General features: G+C 46.9%; 14 protein-coding genes and 1 pseudogene. 13 read left to right on the top strand and 2 right to left on the bottom strand.

What is annotated here, in order from left to right:
• Positions 1-48: 48 nt before the first annotated feature.
• The 7 genes from P6910_RS09715 (at position 49) to P6910_RS09685 (ending at position 9,420) form a co-directional block, all read left to right on the top strand.
• The gene (locus P6910_RS09715) at positions 49-1,071 is read left to right on the top strand and encodes a hypothetical protein (protein ID WP_317146066.1); all 1,023 of its coding nucleotides are present in this window, start codon (positions 49-51) and stop codon (positions 1,069-1,071) included.
• A 394-nt stretch (positions 1,072-1,465) separates the two neighbouring features.
• Entirely contained in the window at positions 1,466-4,834 is a 3,369-nt protein-coding gene (locus tag P6910_RS09710) for an N-6 DNA methylase (protein WP_317146065.1), read from the top strand.
• A 67-nt stretch (positions 4,835-4,901) separates the two neighbouring features.
• Complete coding sequence (gene tnpA, locus P6910_RS09705; RefSeq protein WP_317146064.1) at positions 4,902-5,216, top strand: IS66 family insertion sequence element accessory protein TnpA; 315 nt, start codon at positions 4,902-4,904, stop codon at positions 5,214-5,216.
• The gene (gene tnpB, locus P6910_RS09700; RefSeq protein WP_317146063.1) at positions 5,216-5,572 is read left to right on the top strand and encodes an IS66 family insertion sequence element accessory protein TnpB; all 357 of its coding nucleotides are present in this window, start codon (positions 5,216-5,218) and stop codon (positions 5,570-5,572) included. Before tnpA (P6910_RS09705) ends, tnpB begins: the two co-directional genes overlap by 1 nt.
• A 52-nt stretch (positions 5,573-5,624) precedes the next feature.
• Entirely contained in the window at positions 5,625-7,172 is a 1,548-nt protein-coding gene (gene tnpC, locus P6910_RS09695) for an IS66 family transposase (protein ID WP_317146062.1), read from the top strand.
• Positions 7,173-7,192: 20 nt separating this feature from the next.
• Complete coding sequence (locus tag P6910_RS09690) at positions 7,193-7,648, top strand: restriction endonuclease subunit S (protein WP_317146061.1); 456 nt, start codon at positions 7,193-7,195, stop codon at positions 7,646-7,648.
• 101 nt (positions 7,649-7,749) lie between these two features.
• Positions 7,750-9,420 (top strand): DUF262 domain-containing HNH endonuclease family protein, encoded by a 1,671-nt coding sequence (locus tag P6910_RS09685; protein WP_317146060.1) that lies wholly within the window; start codon positions 7,750-7,752, stop codon positions 9,418-9,420.
• A 429-nt stretch (positions 9,421-9,849) separates the two neighbouring features.
• On the opposite strand, the gene tnpA (P6910_RS09680) is transcribed toward P6910_RS09685, so the two are convergent.
• Entirely contained in the window at positions 9,850-10,302 is a 453-nt protein-coding gene (tnpA, locus tag P6910_RS09680) for an IS200/IS605 family transposase (protein ID WP_317142097.1), read from the bottom strand.
• 248 nt (positions 10,303-10,550) lie between these two features.
• On the opposite strand from tnpA (P6910_RS09680), the pseudogene P6910_RS09675 reads away from it, so the two are divergent.
• The 6 genes and pseudogenes from P6910_RS09675 to P6910_RS09650 all read left to right on the top strand — a co-directional run.
• Positions 10,551-10,769 (top strand): annotated as a pseudogene (locus tag P6910_RS09675) (recombinase family protein); the annotation flags it as partial.
• A gap of 239 nt (positions 10,770-11,008) precedes the next feature.
• A complete protein-coding gene (locus P6910_RS09670) occupies positions 11,009-11,530 on the top strand; it encodes a hypothetical protein (protein WP_317146059.1) in 522 nt (173 codons plus the stop codon).
• A gap of 44 nt (positions 11,531-11,574) precedes the next feature.
• Complete coding sequence (locus tag P6910_RS09665) at positions 11,575-12,489, top strand: metallophosphoesterase (protein WP_317146058.1); 915 nt, start codon at positions 11,575-11,577, stop codon at positions 12,487-12,489.
• Positions 12,490-12,516: 27 nt separating this feature from the next.
• Positions 12,517-12,870 (top strand): hypothetical protein, encoded by a 354-nt coding sequence (locus tag P6910_RS09660; RefSeq protein ID WP_317146057.1) that lies wholly within the window; start codon positions 12,517-12,519, stop codon positions 12,868-12,870.
• Positions 12,871-13,512: 642 nt separating this feature from the next.
• Positions 13,513-14,397, top strand: coding sequence for a GIY-YIG nuclease family protein (locus P6910_RS09655; protein WP_317146056.1), 885 nt, complete (start codon positions 13,513-13,515; stop codon positions 14,395-14,397).
• Between the two features lie 44 nt (positions 14,398-14,441).
• The gene (locus P6910_RS09650; protein WP_317146055.1) at positions 14,442-15,224 is read left to right on the top strand and encodes a restriction endonuclease; all 783 of its coding nucleotides are present in this window, start codon (positions 14,442-14,444) and stop codon (positions 15,222-15,224) included.
• Here the strand turns inward: P6910_RS09650 and P6910_RS09645 are convergent.
• A complete protein-coding gene (locus P6910_RS09645; protein ID WP_317146054.1) occupies positions 15,221-15,454 on the bottom strand; it encodes a hypothetical protein in 234 nt (77 codons plus the stop codon). The two genes, P6910_RS09650 and P6910_RS09645, sit on opposite strands and share 4 nt — an antisense overlap.
• Between the last annotated feature and the right edge of the window lie 10 nt (positions 15,455-15,464).

Below are 15,464 nucleotides of genomic sequence, written 5' to 3'. Positions count from 1 at the left end.
CAGCACTCGCTGGCTCACTGATCAGAATAGATATTAGAGGATTGGATCATGGATATCGAAAGCACACAGAACAAGCTCCAGGCCGAGTTAAAATTCGGAGAACAAAACGGCCAGCTTCTCCACATTTCAGAAGTTAAAAGCGGACTGGATTGTGACTGCATTTGCCCAGGCTGCAAAACTCCCCTGATTGCCAGAAAAGGTGAAGTCAGAACGCATCATTTTGCTCACCACCAGGGTCAGGAAAGCGAAAGCTGCATAGAAACCACCCTTCACCGCTTTGCCAAACAGGTCATTGCATCACATAAAAAAGTTCGCATACCTGAAGATCATATTTCTGCCAGTTCAGTGGATAAAGCGGGAAAAATTCACACAGCCAGAGAACGGGTCACCAGTGAAATGATCGATTTTGAAGAGGTAGGTCTCGAGGTACTGAAACCCGGTTACCGGTCTGATGCAACCGGCTATCCTTATGAACAACAGGATCTGGATATAGAAATCCGGGTCACCCATGAGGTAGATAACATCAAAAAACAAAAAGTGCAGGAAGCCAATACCTGCATGATGGAAATCGACCTCTCTGGTCTGGACAGGGACGCATCTCCAGAGGCCATTGCAATAGCTGTAATCTCAGAAGCGCCCAGGAAATGGATTCACAACCCTGTCCACCTGCAGCTCCAAAAAAAGCTGCAACAAAAAGCCGATCTTATGATGATGCAGGCAAATCAGGCAATGGAAGAACATGAACGCCAGAATGATGCCCCCTTAACCCCGAGCCATCCAGATCACTTTATCTTGCTCGGCTATAAGACAGGCCACGGCTATTCACCCAGATATCAGAAGAACTTTGAACTTTCCAAGCTTTATACTGTACGACAGGTGGTTTCGACTAATACCCGTAATTTCACCGTTACAGGATCAGGGGGTTACGAGATGGAAGAGTTCGATCTGGATGAAAGCTGTATCAGAAAGTTGGAAAGCCTCGAATACCCCACTGAGGTCAGCTTGACTATGGGTAGTAAACTTCAGGGTAGGAAATTTGTACCCGTAGTCCTGGACATAAAAGTCCTCTGACAGCTCAAGGCCCCTGTCATCTCAGGGGCTATTACCGCCAATCTACTCTCATCCGCAAACATAACAAATACATTCACGTTTAAATTCAGTAATCTATTGGGCTTACAACCAGTCTCCCAAGCTACCGTGTCAAATATAAGGGTTTCCTATTTATTTTTTAATACGCCCAAGTGCCTCAAAAACGGCTGATAATGCTACAAATCTGAGAAGAACTGCCTGAAATTCAGATCCGCAATGATTAACTCTAAATACACTGAAAATTCTGATATTATACCCAAGACAACAGCTGACGCTCTGAGCAAGATCACTATTCAAGCCTATACAAAGCCGAAAGTTGTACAGTAAGCTAACCTCCCCTGTGTACCATCAGCCTGATATCGCATGAAGGAACGGAATGATCACCCGCGACAATTTCCCCGCTCTGCTTGAGTCCCTTGGCTTTGAAAAAAAGCATTCCACTTACAGCAAGACCATCGGGTCAAGTACATTAGCTGCGGACATAGACAAAGAGGAGCTGCTCTACCCCGAGCCCGATGGCTTGGTGATAAACGAGCGGCAGACTTGCAACTTTTCCCAGCCCGAGAATTTTGTTGTTTTTGAGTGCGTCCACCGTCTACTGGAGAAAGGCTACAAGCCAGAACATATTGAGCTGGAACCAAAATGGAAAGTAGGACGGGGGGCTAGTGGTGGCCGGGCTGATATTCTGATAAAAGACAACTTTGTCAAACCCTTGCTGATTATTGAGTGTAAAACCTTTGGTCCGGAGTTTAAGAAAGCCTGGAGTAAAACCCAGCAGGATGGCGACCAGCTATTCAGCTACGCTCAGCAAATAAGTGAAACACAGTTCCTCTGTCTTTACGCCTCCTCTTTTGAAAAGAAGCTGCAATATAAGAGCCATATTATTGCCCATCGGGATAATGAGCAGTACTTAGCCGATAACCTGAGTCTTCCATCATTCAGTAAAGCAAAAGACGTAAAGGAGCGCTTTGCGGTGTGGCGTGATACCTATCAGCTGGACTACACCACCCAGGGTATCTTTGAAGACAGCATACAGGCCTACCATATCGGCAAAGACAAATACGCACTTTCTGATTTGCACGCTATCACAGCTACAAACCAACAGAAAAAGTATCACGAGTTTGCCACCATTCTTCGCCAACACAATGTGTCCGGTCGAGAAAACGCCTTTGATAAGCTGGTTAACCTGTTTCTCTGCAAGCTGGTGGACGAAATAGAAAACCCGAACGATCTCAAGTTTTACTGGAAAGGTGTCGCTTATGATACGCACTTTGACCTGATGGATCGTCTTCAGCAGCTCTATCAGTCCGGTATGGATAAATTCCTTGGCGAAGATATCACCTACATCAATCAGCTTGATGTGAATAACGCCCTGCGCTTTATCAAGCAAAATCCGGACGCAACCCAACGGGCCGTATGGAACCTGTTTATTCAACAAAAGTTTTTTACCAATAATGATTTTTCCTTTATTGATGTACATAACGAGCGACTGTTCTACCAGAACGCAGAGGTACTACTGAAAATTCTGCAAATGTGGCAGGACATTCGCCTGACAGAAACCAAAGGTCACAACCAGTTTCTGGGCGATATGTTCGAGGGTTTTCTGGATCAGGGAGTCAAACAGAGTGAAGGGCAGTTTTTCACGCCAATGCCCATTTGTCGTTTTATCCTGATGAGTTTACCATTGGAAAAGATGGTGCAAGACATGGCAGCTCCACCTATGGCCATTGATTACGCCTGTGGTGCCGGTCACTTCCTGACCGAGCTGGCTTTACAACTACAGCCCTTGTTGGAGCAGCATAAACCTGAAGCCAAACTGCCTGAGTACCATAAATCCATGGTCGGTATTGAAAAGGAGTACCGGCTCTCCAAAGTGGCCAAAGTCTCAACCTTTATGTACGGCCAGCAAGGTATCAAGATCTGTTACGGTGATGGTCTGATCAATAGCCACAGTGCTTATCCGGATATTAAAGATGACCATTTTGATTTGCTGGTGGCAAACCCTCCCTACAGCGTCAAAGGATTTCTGGAAACGCTGCAGGAGAATGAACGCACAGCCTACTCTCTGAGCGATACCATCAACGACCCCGAAACGGCTGGAAGTATTGAAACCTTCTTTATTGAACGGGCCAAACAGCTATTAAAAAGTGAAGGGGTTGCTGCCATCATCCTGCCCTCTTCCATCCTCTCCAACGGTGGTTCAAGCTATATCCGTGCCCGTGAAATCCTGTTGCAGTATTTCGATATCATTGCCATTGCTGAGTTCGGCAGCGGTACCTTTGGAAAGACAGGCACCAACACGGTCACCCTGTTCCTGCGCCGTAAACTGACACAGCCCGATACCGCTGAGCACTTTAAAGAGCGTGTCGCCGAGTGGTTTAAAGGGTCTGCTGCATCAACTCATAGAGCAGAAGCCTACCGGGATGGCTACCTGATTGGTATGTACACCACGCATATCAATGTACCGAAAGGCGATTATTTTAGCCTGCTCCGGGGTGAAGCATCTGGAGCCTGGAAGCAACATCAACATTTTCAGCCTTACCACGACGCGTTTGAAAAAAGCACTGAGCTGAAGAACCTGAAGAAAAAGAAAACGTTCAAAGTTCTGAGCAAGAACGACCAACAGACAGAGATTGCCAAACACTATCTAAAGTATGTTCGAGAAATTGAGCAGGATAAGTTGTACTTTTTTTGCCTTGCCTCAGACCAGGCCAACCCGGTGCTGATTATCCGCAGCCCTTCTGCCACCAAAGAGATCAAACAATTTCTCGGTTATGACTGGTCCAGTGCCAAAGGGGATGAAGGCATAAAACTGATTGAAGATGCCAACGGCAAGCACATCACGGCGCTGTACGATGGTCCGGATCATGACCATCCAATGCAGTTTAATCGCAGCAATCCGGAGAAATTGAGCCATTACATTGGTGCCAATTTTGCGGATGCGTTAAGTGATATTCCTGAGAACCTAAGTAGTGTTGCAAAGCCTTCTCGACTGGTGGAGATGCTGGATTTTTCTCGTGCTACCTTCGAAAAGCAATTTTTGATATCACTTACAGAAAAAGTTGTTATTACTTCCAGATGGCCTCTTGTACCGCTCAGCAGCGTGGCAGAGATTCAGAAAGGAACATCAATCACAGAAAAAAAATCAACCCCTGGTGAATATAAAGTCATTGCTGGCGGGATCAGTTATGCCTACACCCATAATCAGGCCAATCGTGCAAAAAACACCATCACTGTCAGTGCATCTGGCGCAAATGCTGGTTATGTAAACTTTTGGGATGAAGAAATTTTTGCTTCTGACTGCTCTACTGTTCGCGGTTCGACCGATGAGCATACAGAGTACTTATTCAACATTATGAAATGCAGGCAGAGTGAGATTCAAAGCCATGCGAAAGGTGCTGCACAACCTCACGTCTACCCAAAGGATATTGCTCCCATGCTTATCCCTCAGTCTGACCCAGTGACACGTAGCAGGGTGGTAGCAGAATGGCGGCTGATTGACAGCAACACAAAAGATGCTGAAACATTCATAAAACAGCACTCTGACCAGATAGATAAACTCACTCAACATTTCTACGCGCTAGAGTTTGCTCGCGAAGAAATTGGCAAACTACTCAAAACTCCTCCACAGTACGGCCTCAACAAAAAGATGAACGAGGCAGGCATCGGCTACAAGATTTTCCGAATGAATGAAGTCATCCTGGGTCGTATGGTTGACAATGGCAGCATGAAGGTAAGCGTTTAGCCAACAACACCTTCAAACCCTGCACAACCTCCTGAATACTTTAACCTCCCTGACCTTGGAGGTTCCTATGACCAGAGAACAAAAGCAGCAATACTGGAAAGACCACATCGAAGCCTGGCAGAACAGTGGCCTGTCCCAGGCTGAATATGTCCGCCGCAACGGGCTGCCAATCAAAACATTCGGCTACCATAAACGTCGCCTTCAATCTGCCCCGAAACCGCAGCAAACACTGGTTCCTGTAAAAGTAGATAATAATGACACCAATCAGGTTCAAACACCGGAATCCGGCATCTCTCTTGTAACGCCCCGAGGCTTTACTGTGGCTCTGGCTTCAGATTTCGATGTCGCCTGTCTGCAACGTTTACTCCAGGTAATCGGCTGATGATGACTGCTAATATCAATCACCCTGTGTATCTGGCCACGGGTGTGACAGACATGCGCAAATCCATCGATGGCCTGGCGGTGATTGTCAGTGAATGCCTGGCACTCAATCCCCTGTCCGGCAGCCTGTTTGTGTTCTGCAACCGCCAGCGGGACAAGATAAAGATTCTGCACTGGGATGGCTCCGGCTTTTGGCTTTATTACAAGCGACTTGAGAAAGGTCGCTTTCAATGGCCAAAGGTAAGCAACAATGAGAGTGTGAATCTGACACGCCAGCAGCTCAACTGGCTGCTGGATGGACTCCAGCTGGAACAAAAGCAGGCCCACCGAGCATTGCAGTATCAGACTGTCACCTGATGATACCGAATCGCAGCAGAAGACTGTTGTCCGGGGATGTACAATTGTCGTCATGACAATATCCGCCGCACAAGAAAACAAACAGCTGAAAAAAACGATAGCAAAGCTGGAGCGCCAAAAGCATGACCTTCAATTGAAGGTGCAGTGGCTTGAAGAACAGTTTCGCCTGCATCGCCACAAAAACTATGGGCCTTCCAGTGAACGTTTCGAAGGCCAGCAGGCGCTATTCAACGAGGTGGAAGAAGTTGTCGCTGAAGCCGAAGATCAACAGGATGATACGCCAGAGGTTGAGCAGATCAGCTATGAGCGTAAGAAACCTGTTCGTCGACCGCTATCGAAAGACCTCCCGAGAGAACAAATCGTCCACGACATTCCCGAAGAAGACAAACAGTGTGACTGTTGTGGTAGCAAACTCCATGTTATCGGCAAAGAAACCAGCGAAAAGCTGGATATTGTTCCGGCACAAGCCAGGGTTATTGAACATGTTCGTCCGAAGTACGGCTGCCGCAGCTGTGAGATCGGCGTGAAGATTGCTCCCGTTCCAGCCTCTCCTATACCTAAAAGCATTGCGACCCCCGGCCTGCTGGCCTGGTTGACCGTCAGCAAGTACGGCGATGCGCTGCCACTGTACCGGCAGGTCTCCATCCTAAAACGCCTGAATGTCGACATCAGTCGTGCGACACTGGCCAACTGGATGATAAGAACGGCACAGCTGCTAACTCCGCTGTACGATGCGCTCAAACTGCAGCTGTTGAAACAACCGGCGATCATGGCGGATGAAACAACCCTACAAGTGCTGAAAGAACCGGGGCGAGAGGCGGCCAGCAAATCGTATATGTGGCTCTATCGCAATGGTGCTTACAGTACGCCCATTGTCATCTACGAATACCAGCAGGGGCGTGGATCTGAACATCCGATCAGCTTTTTGGCTGGCTATCAGGGTACTCTGCAATGCGATGGCTACAGCGCTTATAAAAAGCTGGAGAAGCAGCAACCGGGCATCACTCTGGTAGGTTGTATGGCGCATGCCCGCAGGAAATTCAAGGAAGCCTTTGATGTGCTGCCAAAAAACAAGAAGCTGGCAACGTCCAGACCTGGGCAGATGTTATCACTGATCAAAAAACTTTACGCCATAGAACAGAGAGTGCGGGACAAAACACCGGATGAGCGACGCCTGGCGAGGCAAAACGACGCCGGTCCGGTGATGGACAAAATCAAGGTCTGGCTGGAAAGACAGGCGCTGAATGTCACCCCCAAAAGCAAGCTGGGTGAGGCGGTCCGCTACATGCAGAACCAGTGGACGTACCTTGTGCGCTATCTGGACAATGGTCTTGTGGACATTGACAACAACGCATCAGAACGGGCGATCAAACCCTTCGTGATGGGGCGCAAAGGCTGGCTATTCTCAGACAGTATTGCTGGTGCACGCAGCAGTGCGGTTCTATACACACTGGTGGAAACTGCCAAAATCAACGGACACGAGCCTTACGCGTGGCTACGGCATGTGTTGACGATTCTACCGGCCCTGGAGAAAGACGCGGACGTGGAACAGCTGTTGCCGATGAACATCAAGCCGGAATCTTTAAAATATCCCACTTAAGCATTGCGGGGTAGGTGTTGTTGGCTAAGCGCTTACGCATGAAGTGCGCCGATATCAGTCAAGATGAGTTCGTCAAATACCAGCTGAACAAGGGCGATTTGCTGTTTAACCGCACCAACAGTATTGAGCATGTGGGCAAAACCGGCCTGTTTGATTTAGACGGCGATTACTGTTTTGCCTCTTACCTCGTGCGAGTTACGCCAGATAAAAACCAGATTCTCCCGGAATTTCTGGTCAAGATGATGAACTCTCAGGCTTTTCTGACAGAAGCCCGGGGCAAAGCTTCCAAGTCGATTAATCAGTCCAATATCAATGCGACAGTGATGAAAAACATCAAGGTACCCGTACCTTCTCTAGCCGAGCAAGAGACATTCGTTACCAAAGTCAAAGCACTGGAGACTAAAATCGCCGAAGCCCAGGCCATCATCGCCGCAACACCAGCCAAAAAAGAGGCGGTTATGAAAAAGTACCTTTAACTACTGCCTTGATAAGGTATAAGAACCTGTGAGGTTAGACACTAACCTCACTTTTGCACAATGATTCATCCAAGCCCCATTCATTAGAGGGCAGAACCTTTATGAAAGCCGAAGAACTGAAAATTGAGGACGTACTCGTCCAAACCAAAACTTTTGTCATTCCACCTTACCAGAGACCCTACTCCTGGAGCGAAGATAATGCCAAGCAGCTTGTGGAGGATATTTTCACCAGCATGGAGCAAGGCGAGAGTGAATATTTTATCGGTAGCCTGATTTGTATTCAGGATCAGAAAAACGACTACCGGTTTGAAGTGGTGGATGGCCAGCAACGCCTGACCACGCTGACACTGATTTGCGCAAAACTGTGTCAGCTCATCAGCAATGTTAAAGTAAAAGCCGACCTCCAGGAGCGCATTCTCCATGAAGACCCATATTCGGATATACCGGAAGAACCTCGCTTGCAGATACGGCTGAAAGAGTTCGAGCTGTTTACCAATCATGTCGTCATGGGCAAGGATACCAACCTTCCCGACAAACCTACCCATACCGAGAGCCTTTTCATCAACAATTTCAGGGGGATTGGTGAATATCTGGCCGACTATGATGAAGCGACGCTGATCAGGCTTACCCGCTATCTGTTGCGTAATGTGTTTATTGTTTTTGTTCGTACCGAGGATTTTGCTTCTTCTTACCGGCTCTTCAATGTATTGAATAACCGGGGAACCCCACTTACCGACGGCGATCTGATCAAGAATAAACTGTTCGAACAGGCAGAGGTAAATCGAATACCTTCCTCAACCGTTGAGCAAAAGTGGTCACAGCTGGAAGATATTATCGGGATTGAAAATATTGATCGGTTCCTGAACTTCAATACTATAGCCAATAAAAAGGACAAAGACCGCGTTACGCCCAAGCCTCTTGCTGCATACACTAAACGCCTGCAGGATGAATATAATGGTGAAGTGCTTCCTCTGATTAGTGATCTGCTGGCCTCAGCCAAGAATTATCAGGCACTGCGGGATTCGGATTTTGAGGGCTTGACCCGCAAACGTATCCGCTTCCTGAACCTGCTACCAGATGAATGGTTTCCTGCGGTACTGGCATTTCTTAACCGGGCCTCAACCGATAAGTGCTTTACACCACAAGATATTGATACCTTCTTAATGGCCTTTGAAAAAGTGCTCTACCAAAGCTGGATTCGTAAACTGATTAAAAGCAAGCGGGAGATGATGTACTTCGAAGTGCTGACTCGGATTAACCAGGGGCATGATCTTAATTCAATTATTGAGGGCATTAATGTCCACGCTGACAATGCGGACTTTGCTCATCATATTCAGGGTGATCTTTACGAACCCTCACCCAACAAAATACAGATGGTTAGGGCTGTTCTATTGAGGTTGGAAGAGGAAATGCAGGATGACAGTGTCGAGAAAAGTTACCACCGTCTCTCCATTGAGCATATCCTTCCCCAGAGCCGCAAGGATAACTACTGGCAGGAAAGGTTTTCTGATGACTGCCATGCACAGTGGGTACAAAAACTCGGAAATCTAACGCTACTTGGCGGTGCCAAAAACAGTAGCGCCCAGCACCATAGTTTTCCCAAAAAGCTGGAAAGCTATGCCCGCCATAACAAGAAAGTGTCGTTTGATTTAACGAAAGAGATATGTGATCTGGACGACTGGACCGAAGATAGCATTAAAAAACGCCATGAGCGACTGGTAGGTCAGTGTCTTTCTCTCTGGTCAGTGACCGGCACAGTGACTCTTTTGTGACATAGGCTTTGATCGATGAAAATCCAGATGGCTCTATATGGCTACCGAAAAGCTGGCAAAGTCGCTGACTTATTGACTGGTTGTTCTGAATTTAGCTCAAAATAGGCCAATTACTCGCCCAGCATTAGACAACCGTTTGCAAGCTTGAAAAACTGAAGTCAGCTAAGACTGATCAGAGACTCAGCCTAAGGTGGCTAACAAGAAGTCGGTACGAATTGAGTTGCTGAAAACTACCCGAAAAGAAATTATGCGAGTGGAAACAAAACTGCAAATGACTCTGGAAAAATCTCGTAGAGAAGAGTTTGAAGAAATGGTAGCGTCCATAGCAAAGCTTCAGAAAACTTAGAGCATCATTGCTAGTAAACGACTGCAAGTTAAATGACCTCCGGCAGAGCCGGAGGCTTATTAGGTGACGCCCTCAAAGGGCTTTTATTGCGCCCAAGGGCGCGTGTCAAAACCAAGTTTCAGCTGATCTCGTGTTTCATCATTTTTCTCCTGATTTCGGATATATTCCCTAACCACATCTTCATCAAGACCTACTGTGCTGACGAAATACCCTCTTGCCCAGAAATGCTCACCAGAAAAATTCCTCTGCTTACCTTTGAAGTGTCTCGCAATAGCTATTGCGCATTTACCCTTCAAATAGCCAACAACATTGGAAACAGAGTATTTCGGCGGAATGCTAATGCAAATATGAACGTGATCTCGCATCAAATGCCCTTCCACAATTTCACACCCTTTGCGACTGGCAAGATCGTGGAAAATGGCTCCCAGAAATTTTCTCAAGCTCCCATAAATAACCTTTTGCCTTTTTTTGGGAATAAAGACAATGTGATACTTACAATCCCAACGAGTATGAGTCAGACTTTTGTAGTCTGGCATAAGTTAAACCTCTTGGTTCTTGGCGGAACCTTTGAGGTTAGCTACCGAAGCCTCGGTATAACCTATGCGAGTCTCCCCGGCATAGCCGGGGGTTTACCTAATGATTAATTATTGAGCAATACCCACTCGATATCGTTCGTTAGGCAGAGTCTTTCTAACGAGAAATCCGGGCCGATGCGACCCCTGAGAGTTAGGTATTCTCTGTGAAAAATGCTGGAAATTCTGGTGCCGGATGATACGACGATGGCAGCTTTTCTGGTGGCAATATGGAAAGACCTGCGCTTCAGCGATTAAAGAACGATGTGGAAGCGGGAAAGATTGATGTAGTGGTTGTTTATAAAGTGGATCGCCTTTCAAGGTCGCTGACTGACTTTGCCCGGCTGGTGGAGGTGTTCGACAAGCATAAAGTATCCTTCGTCGCTGTCACCCAGCAGTTTAACGAAACTCGTGGAATTCTCCATCCATAGCCTCTCATTGGGAGCGTAGTGACCTTTGAAGGTTTGGATGGAGATGGATGGGGCCGCCTAGGTAGCGAGGCAAGTATTCAGTCTCTTTCAATATGAAATGAGCCTGAAGCAGGCTCATTTCATATTGAAAGAGACTTATTCTTGACCTATTGCACAGAATATATTAGCCTAAACCGTCAGCGCCAATTTAGTCCTACTTGCAGGCGCTTAATAAATCTCGCTAAACAGGAACTAAAAAAATGAATAAGCACATCTCTTTGACCATTGATGGTCATTCAGTCTCAGGTATCATCTCTGACCTCTCCCGATCTGGTTTAACAGTAGAAATAACATTCCCCTTCTCTGGATACAGGACTGGTCGTCATGTGCCCACCTATGCCAGGGCAAATCGTAATTATCTGGAAATCGGAGAGCAGGTCGCTTCTGAGCTGCTTGCAGAACTTTATAATGATCTTCAGCTGCTGGCTGAGAAACGCTATTTACTTACAACAGAGTTCAAGCGTGTTCTCTCAAAGCTGTCACAACACAAAACCAGCCAGAAGGAATTGGCAGCGAAAACGTCAGAGCAAAAACAACAGTTTAAAGCTGGCCTGCAGGATCAAAAACATTACCAGCAATCGCTGAAAGCTATTCGTGACCATGGAACCCAACAAGTCATGCAGTCAAGGGAGCTTGTTGAACAGTTTATTGATGACCATCTTCCTGGCTGGCATCACAGTCTGGATCATGACCAGTTGATCTCTTTTCTCTCATCAGACTGAATCTGATAACCTTCTCACTCCTCCGCTATGCAATGAGAATAAGAATGTACGACATTATTGGAGATATTCATGGGCGGGCTGATGAGCTGGAAGCCTTTCTGCTCAAGCTTGGTTATGAACGACGTAACTCCGCATATCGCCACCCCGAACGGAAAGCCATTTTTGTTGGGGACTTTATAGATGGCCAGGGGCAACACCGTAAAACCATTGATATTTGTCGTTCGATGGTCGAGCAGGAAACTGCACTTGCTGTGATGGGTAACCATGAGTTTAATGCCATCTGTTATTCGATATCGGATGGTGCTGGCGATTTCCTCCGCCCACATAATGAGAAGAACATCAGGGATCATGCGGAGTTTATTGCTGAGTTTCCATTTCAATCCCGCATACATCAGGAGGCTATAAGCTGGTTTAAGACACTGCCACTGTTTCTGGATCTGGGAGAATTGAGAATCATCCATGCAGTATGGCATCACACCAGCTTTCCTATTGTCGCCCCCTTTCTCGATGAAAATAACTGCCTGACACCGGATGCTTATGTTCCAGCTTCTGATAAATCACACCCGCTCTACCATGCAATAGAGTACCTATTGAAAGGGGTAGAGCTGGAACTACCACCAGGCGTTAGTTTCAGAGATAAAAAAGGAAATCTGCGAACCGCTGCCCGCATTCGCTGGTGGGATGAACAAGCAATTCATTGGTCAAATGCAACCATCGGGACAGGACAGGCAGAATTGCCCAACACTCCACTGCCCGAACAAAGTTATCGCTACACGGATACAGTACCGTTATTTGTAGGACATTACTGGATGAATGGACAGCCCAGGCCAATGAGTGACCAGGTTGCCTGTGTTGACTACAGCGTTGCACGCCCTGGGGGAAGACTGGTGGCTTATCGCTGGTCGGGTGAGCAGAAGCTTATTCAGGATAACTTTACTTGGATAGACAGAAATCAATAATAACCAAATGTGTGCAAGGAGTTATGCATGAGCGCTCTTGATATTGTTTACAACCATCGAAAGAGACAGGGAAGAATAGTTTGTGAGGATGAGTTAATCATGGAGCTGCCGGTTCACTCGGGTCAGAATTTTAAAACCCGATATCGAAGCGACTACGATGATTATTCAAGTGAGTTCCTGTCGTATCTCACAAGTCTATACCATGACGGGGTTCTGGTTGAGGAAGGAACCGATACGGTCTTTGCTACGATACAAGTCTTTGATCCGGAGGATAAAGCTGCCCGAGAAAATTATTACACATACCATGGCAGCATAGGTTTTGTGGTTGATGACGGGGATCTGTTCTCAGAAATCATATGTGGCGTTATTGAAGAAAAATAACCGTTGGCTGCTGTAAGGAACTTTTATTATGGATTTGGAATTGACGTTTAATTTACTCTCCTTGGGATTCTTTCTCTCTGGGTGTTACTTTGCCTTTAAACTTATCATTGGTGGCATCATCAGGCTTGCCGATCAGGAGCTGACCTTTGGGTATGTCATCAAATACTGTCTTTTGACTGGGTTATTTTTTGTTTTTGGGTTGACCTCGTTTTTTCTGGGTATAGGCTCTGGGAGTTGGTAGCTGAGAATTCTGCTCAAACAACCACTTGTACGGCATATCACGTGCTACCGTGATTGATGACAGTAGAATCCAATTGCTTACCTTTGGTATTGTTACCTCCGGCAAACAATGACCCAAAATCACCGGTTTGAAATGAACTCTCGATTAACCACTTGATGGCCGATTCAATATTGTTACCAGCAATCAGGGAAAGGAGCGATGCTCAACCAAGAGGACTCCCTTATGATGAAGCAAGCAAGAGAGAAAGGCTGCTATCCTGAGGATATTACCTGTCAGACTGGATACACAGTCAGTAAGATTAAAGGATTACTCAAGCGCCACGGGCCACTGTCTAGCTCAGTCTTTTCTTAATATAAGCAACACAGTAGCCAACTTGACCGACAACAGTTAACAATAAGCTTATGCAACCAGCCACAATCAAACTCTTCCTCGTCAAAGGCAGTCCAACAGGCCTTCGCACCGCAGAGATCTCAAACTGGACTGGCAAGGCCATTGCTGGCCCCCGCAGTGATCTTGATGACTTTCTGAGCCGCCCGGAACTTAAAAGTCCGGGCGTTTATCTTCTTTCTGGTATTGATGCAGATTCAAATGAGCCTGTGATCTACATTGGTGAAGCAGAGGACGTATCCAGTCGTCTTAAGCAACACGCCAAAAATGAAGATAAAGACTACTGGGTTCATACGTCAGCCTTCGTCAGCAAAGACGACAACCTGACCAAAGCTCATATTCGTTACATTGAAGGAAAGCTGATTCAACAGGCGTACAACAGCAAGCGAGTGGTTGTGATGAACAGTGCATCCAGTGGTTCTTCACTGCCTGAAGCTGATCGAGCCGAGATGGATGTTTACATAGAAAGGATGCTGCAATTATTACCCGTACTGGGCATTCACCACCTAACATCCACCAGCCTTTCTCCTGAAAAACCCAATCTTCTTAACCCTGACAAACCTTCTGATGCTTCTAACCAGATACTCTTATGCAAAGTGAAAGGAAAGCTCACAGCAACAGGAAAGCGATCAGAAGGCGGGTTCACCATTTTCCAAGGGTCTCAAGCGGTAGAGCAAGCTGTTGACTCCTGCCCAGAAAGAATAATTAAATTTAGATCGAAGCTCATTGAAAAAGGCATACTGACTCTTGATGACGGCTGTTATATTTTTACTGAGGACTATGAATTCACCAGCCCCAGTGCAGCTGCCGTCATAATCAGAGGTCGAAGCACCAATGGTTTAACTGCCTGGAGAACAGATGATAATCGCACCTTGAAAGACTTGGAAAGGGAACCATAGAAAATACAAACAGTTTTCCACACAATAATAAGGTATGAGCAACAATGGCCCGCAAGCAATCTCTTCTGGATGACCTCAGCACACTTCCCTGGTGGTTCAACCTGATACTGGCAATACTTTCCTACTTTCTCCTCAAGGTTGTTGTTCCGTCCATTGAAACCGAAAATCCCATCTTTAAAGGTATCGCTATAGCGTTGCCATCGATGGCCTGGGTTTTCAGTCTTTTATTTTGCCTGGCGGCCCTCGCTTCAGCTTTCCACTCCTGGCAGCGAGGAGAACTCTTCAACAACCAAACCAGCCTGACGAGCATTCAGAACCTTACTTGGCAGCAGTTCGAACAGTACATTGGGGAAGCCTACAGAAGAAAGGGCTACTCAGTTGAGGAAACTGGACTCGGTGGAGCAGACGGTGGGGTTGACCTGATACTCCGGCAAGAAGGGAAAACACTGCTGGTTCAATGCAAAAACTGGAAACGCAGAAAGGTTGGCGTATCCGTTGTTCGGGAAATGTTCGGTTTGGTCAAGGCGCAAGGGGCCACTGGCGGAGTGCTGGTGACTGCAGGCGCTTTCACCAAGGAAGCGCAAAAATTTGCACAAGACACCGGGCTTGAATTGATAGATGGTCAAAGGCTGGTCCGTCTGGTAAATAGCGTCCGGGAAGCCCCTCTCAAAAATGATGATGCCCTGTCCAATCAACCCAAGGATGAAAAGCTTTGTCCCAAATGTGGTTCTGCCATGGTAAAGCGCACTGCGAGACAGGGAAGCAACAAAGGTAAGCAATTCTGGGGTTGCAGCAGATTTCCTGCTTGCAGAGGTATTCGCAGTTAAACGGACGCTTCATACTGCGCCAAATCCGGCGCAGAGCCCTTTACCTCTCCCCCCTGAATAAAAGCCTTCTGCCCTACTCCCACAGAATCTCCTTTCACCGTCACTATTGAACCATCCCTAAGCCGGGCCTGACTCGTTCCATTGCCATTGAGTAAGGTGATAGTAGCTATAACCTTGCTTCCTTCCGGGATAAGCGCCTTGAACTGCTGCCAGATGTTAGTGGTGGCCATGTTTTTCTCC

This window comes from Endozoicomonas sp. 8E, from assembly GCF_032883915.1.
Taxonomy (GTDB): domain Bacteria; phylum Pseudomonadota; class Gammaproteobacteria; order Pseudomonadales; family Endozoicomonadaceae; genus Endozoicomonas_A.
The sequence above is the reverse complement of the archived record's forward strand: the minus strand, read 5'-3'. Positions and strand labels throughout refer to the sequence as shown.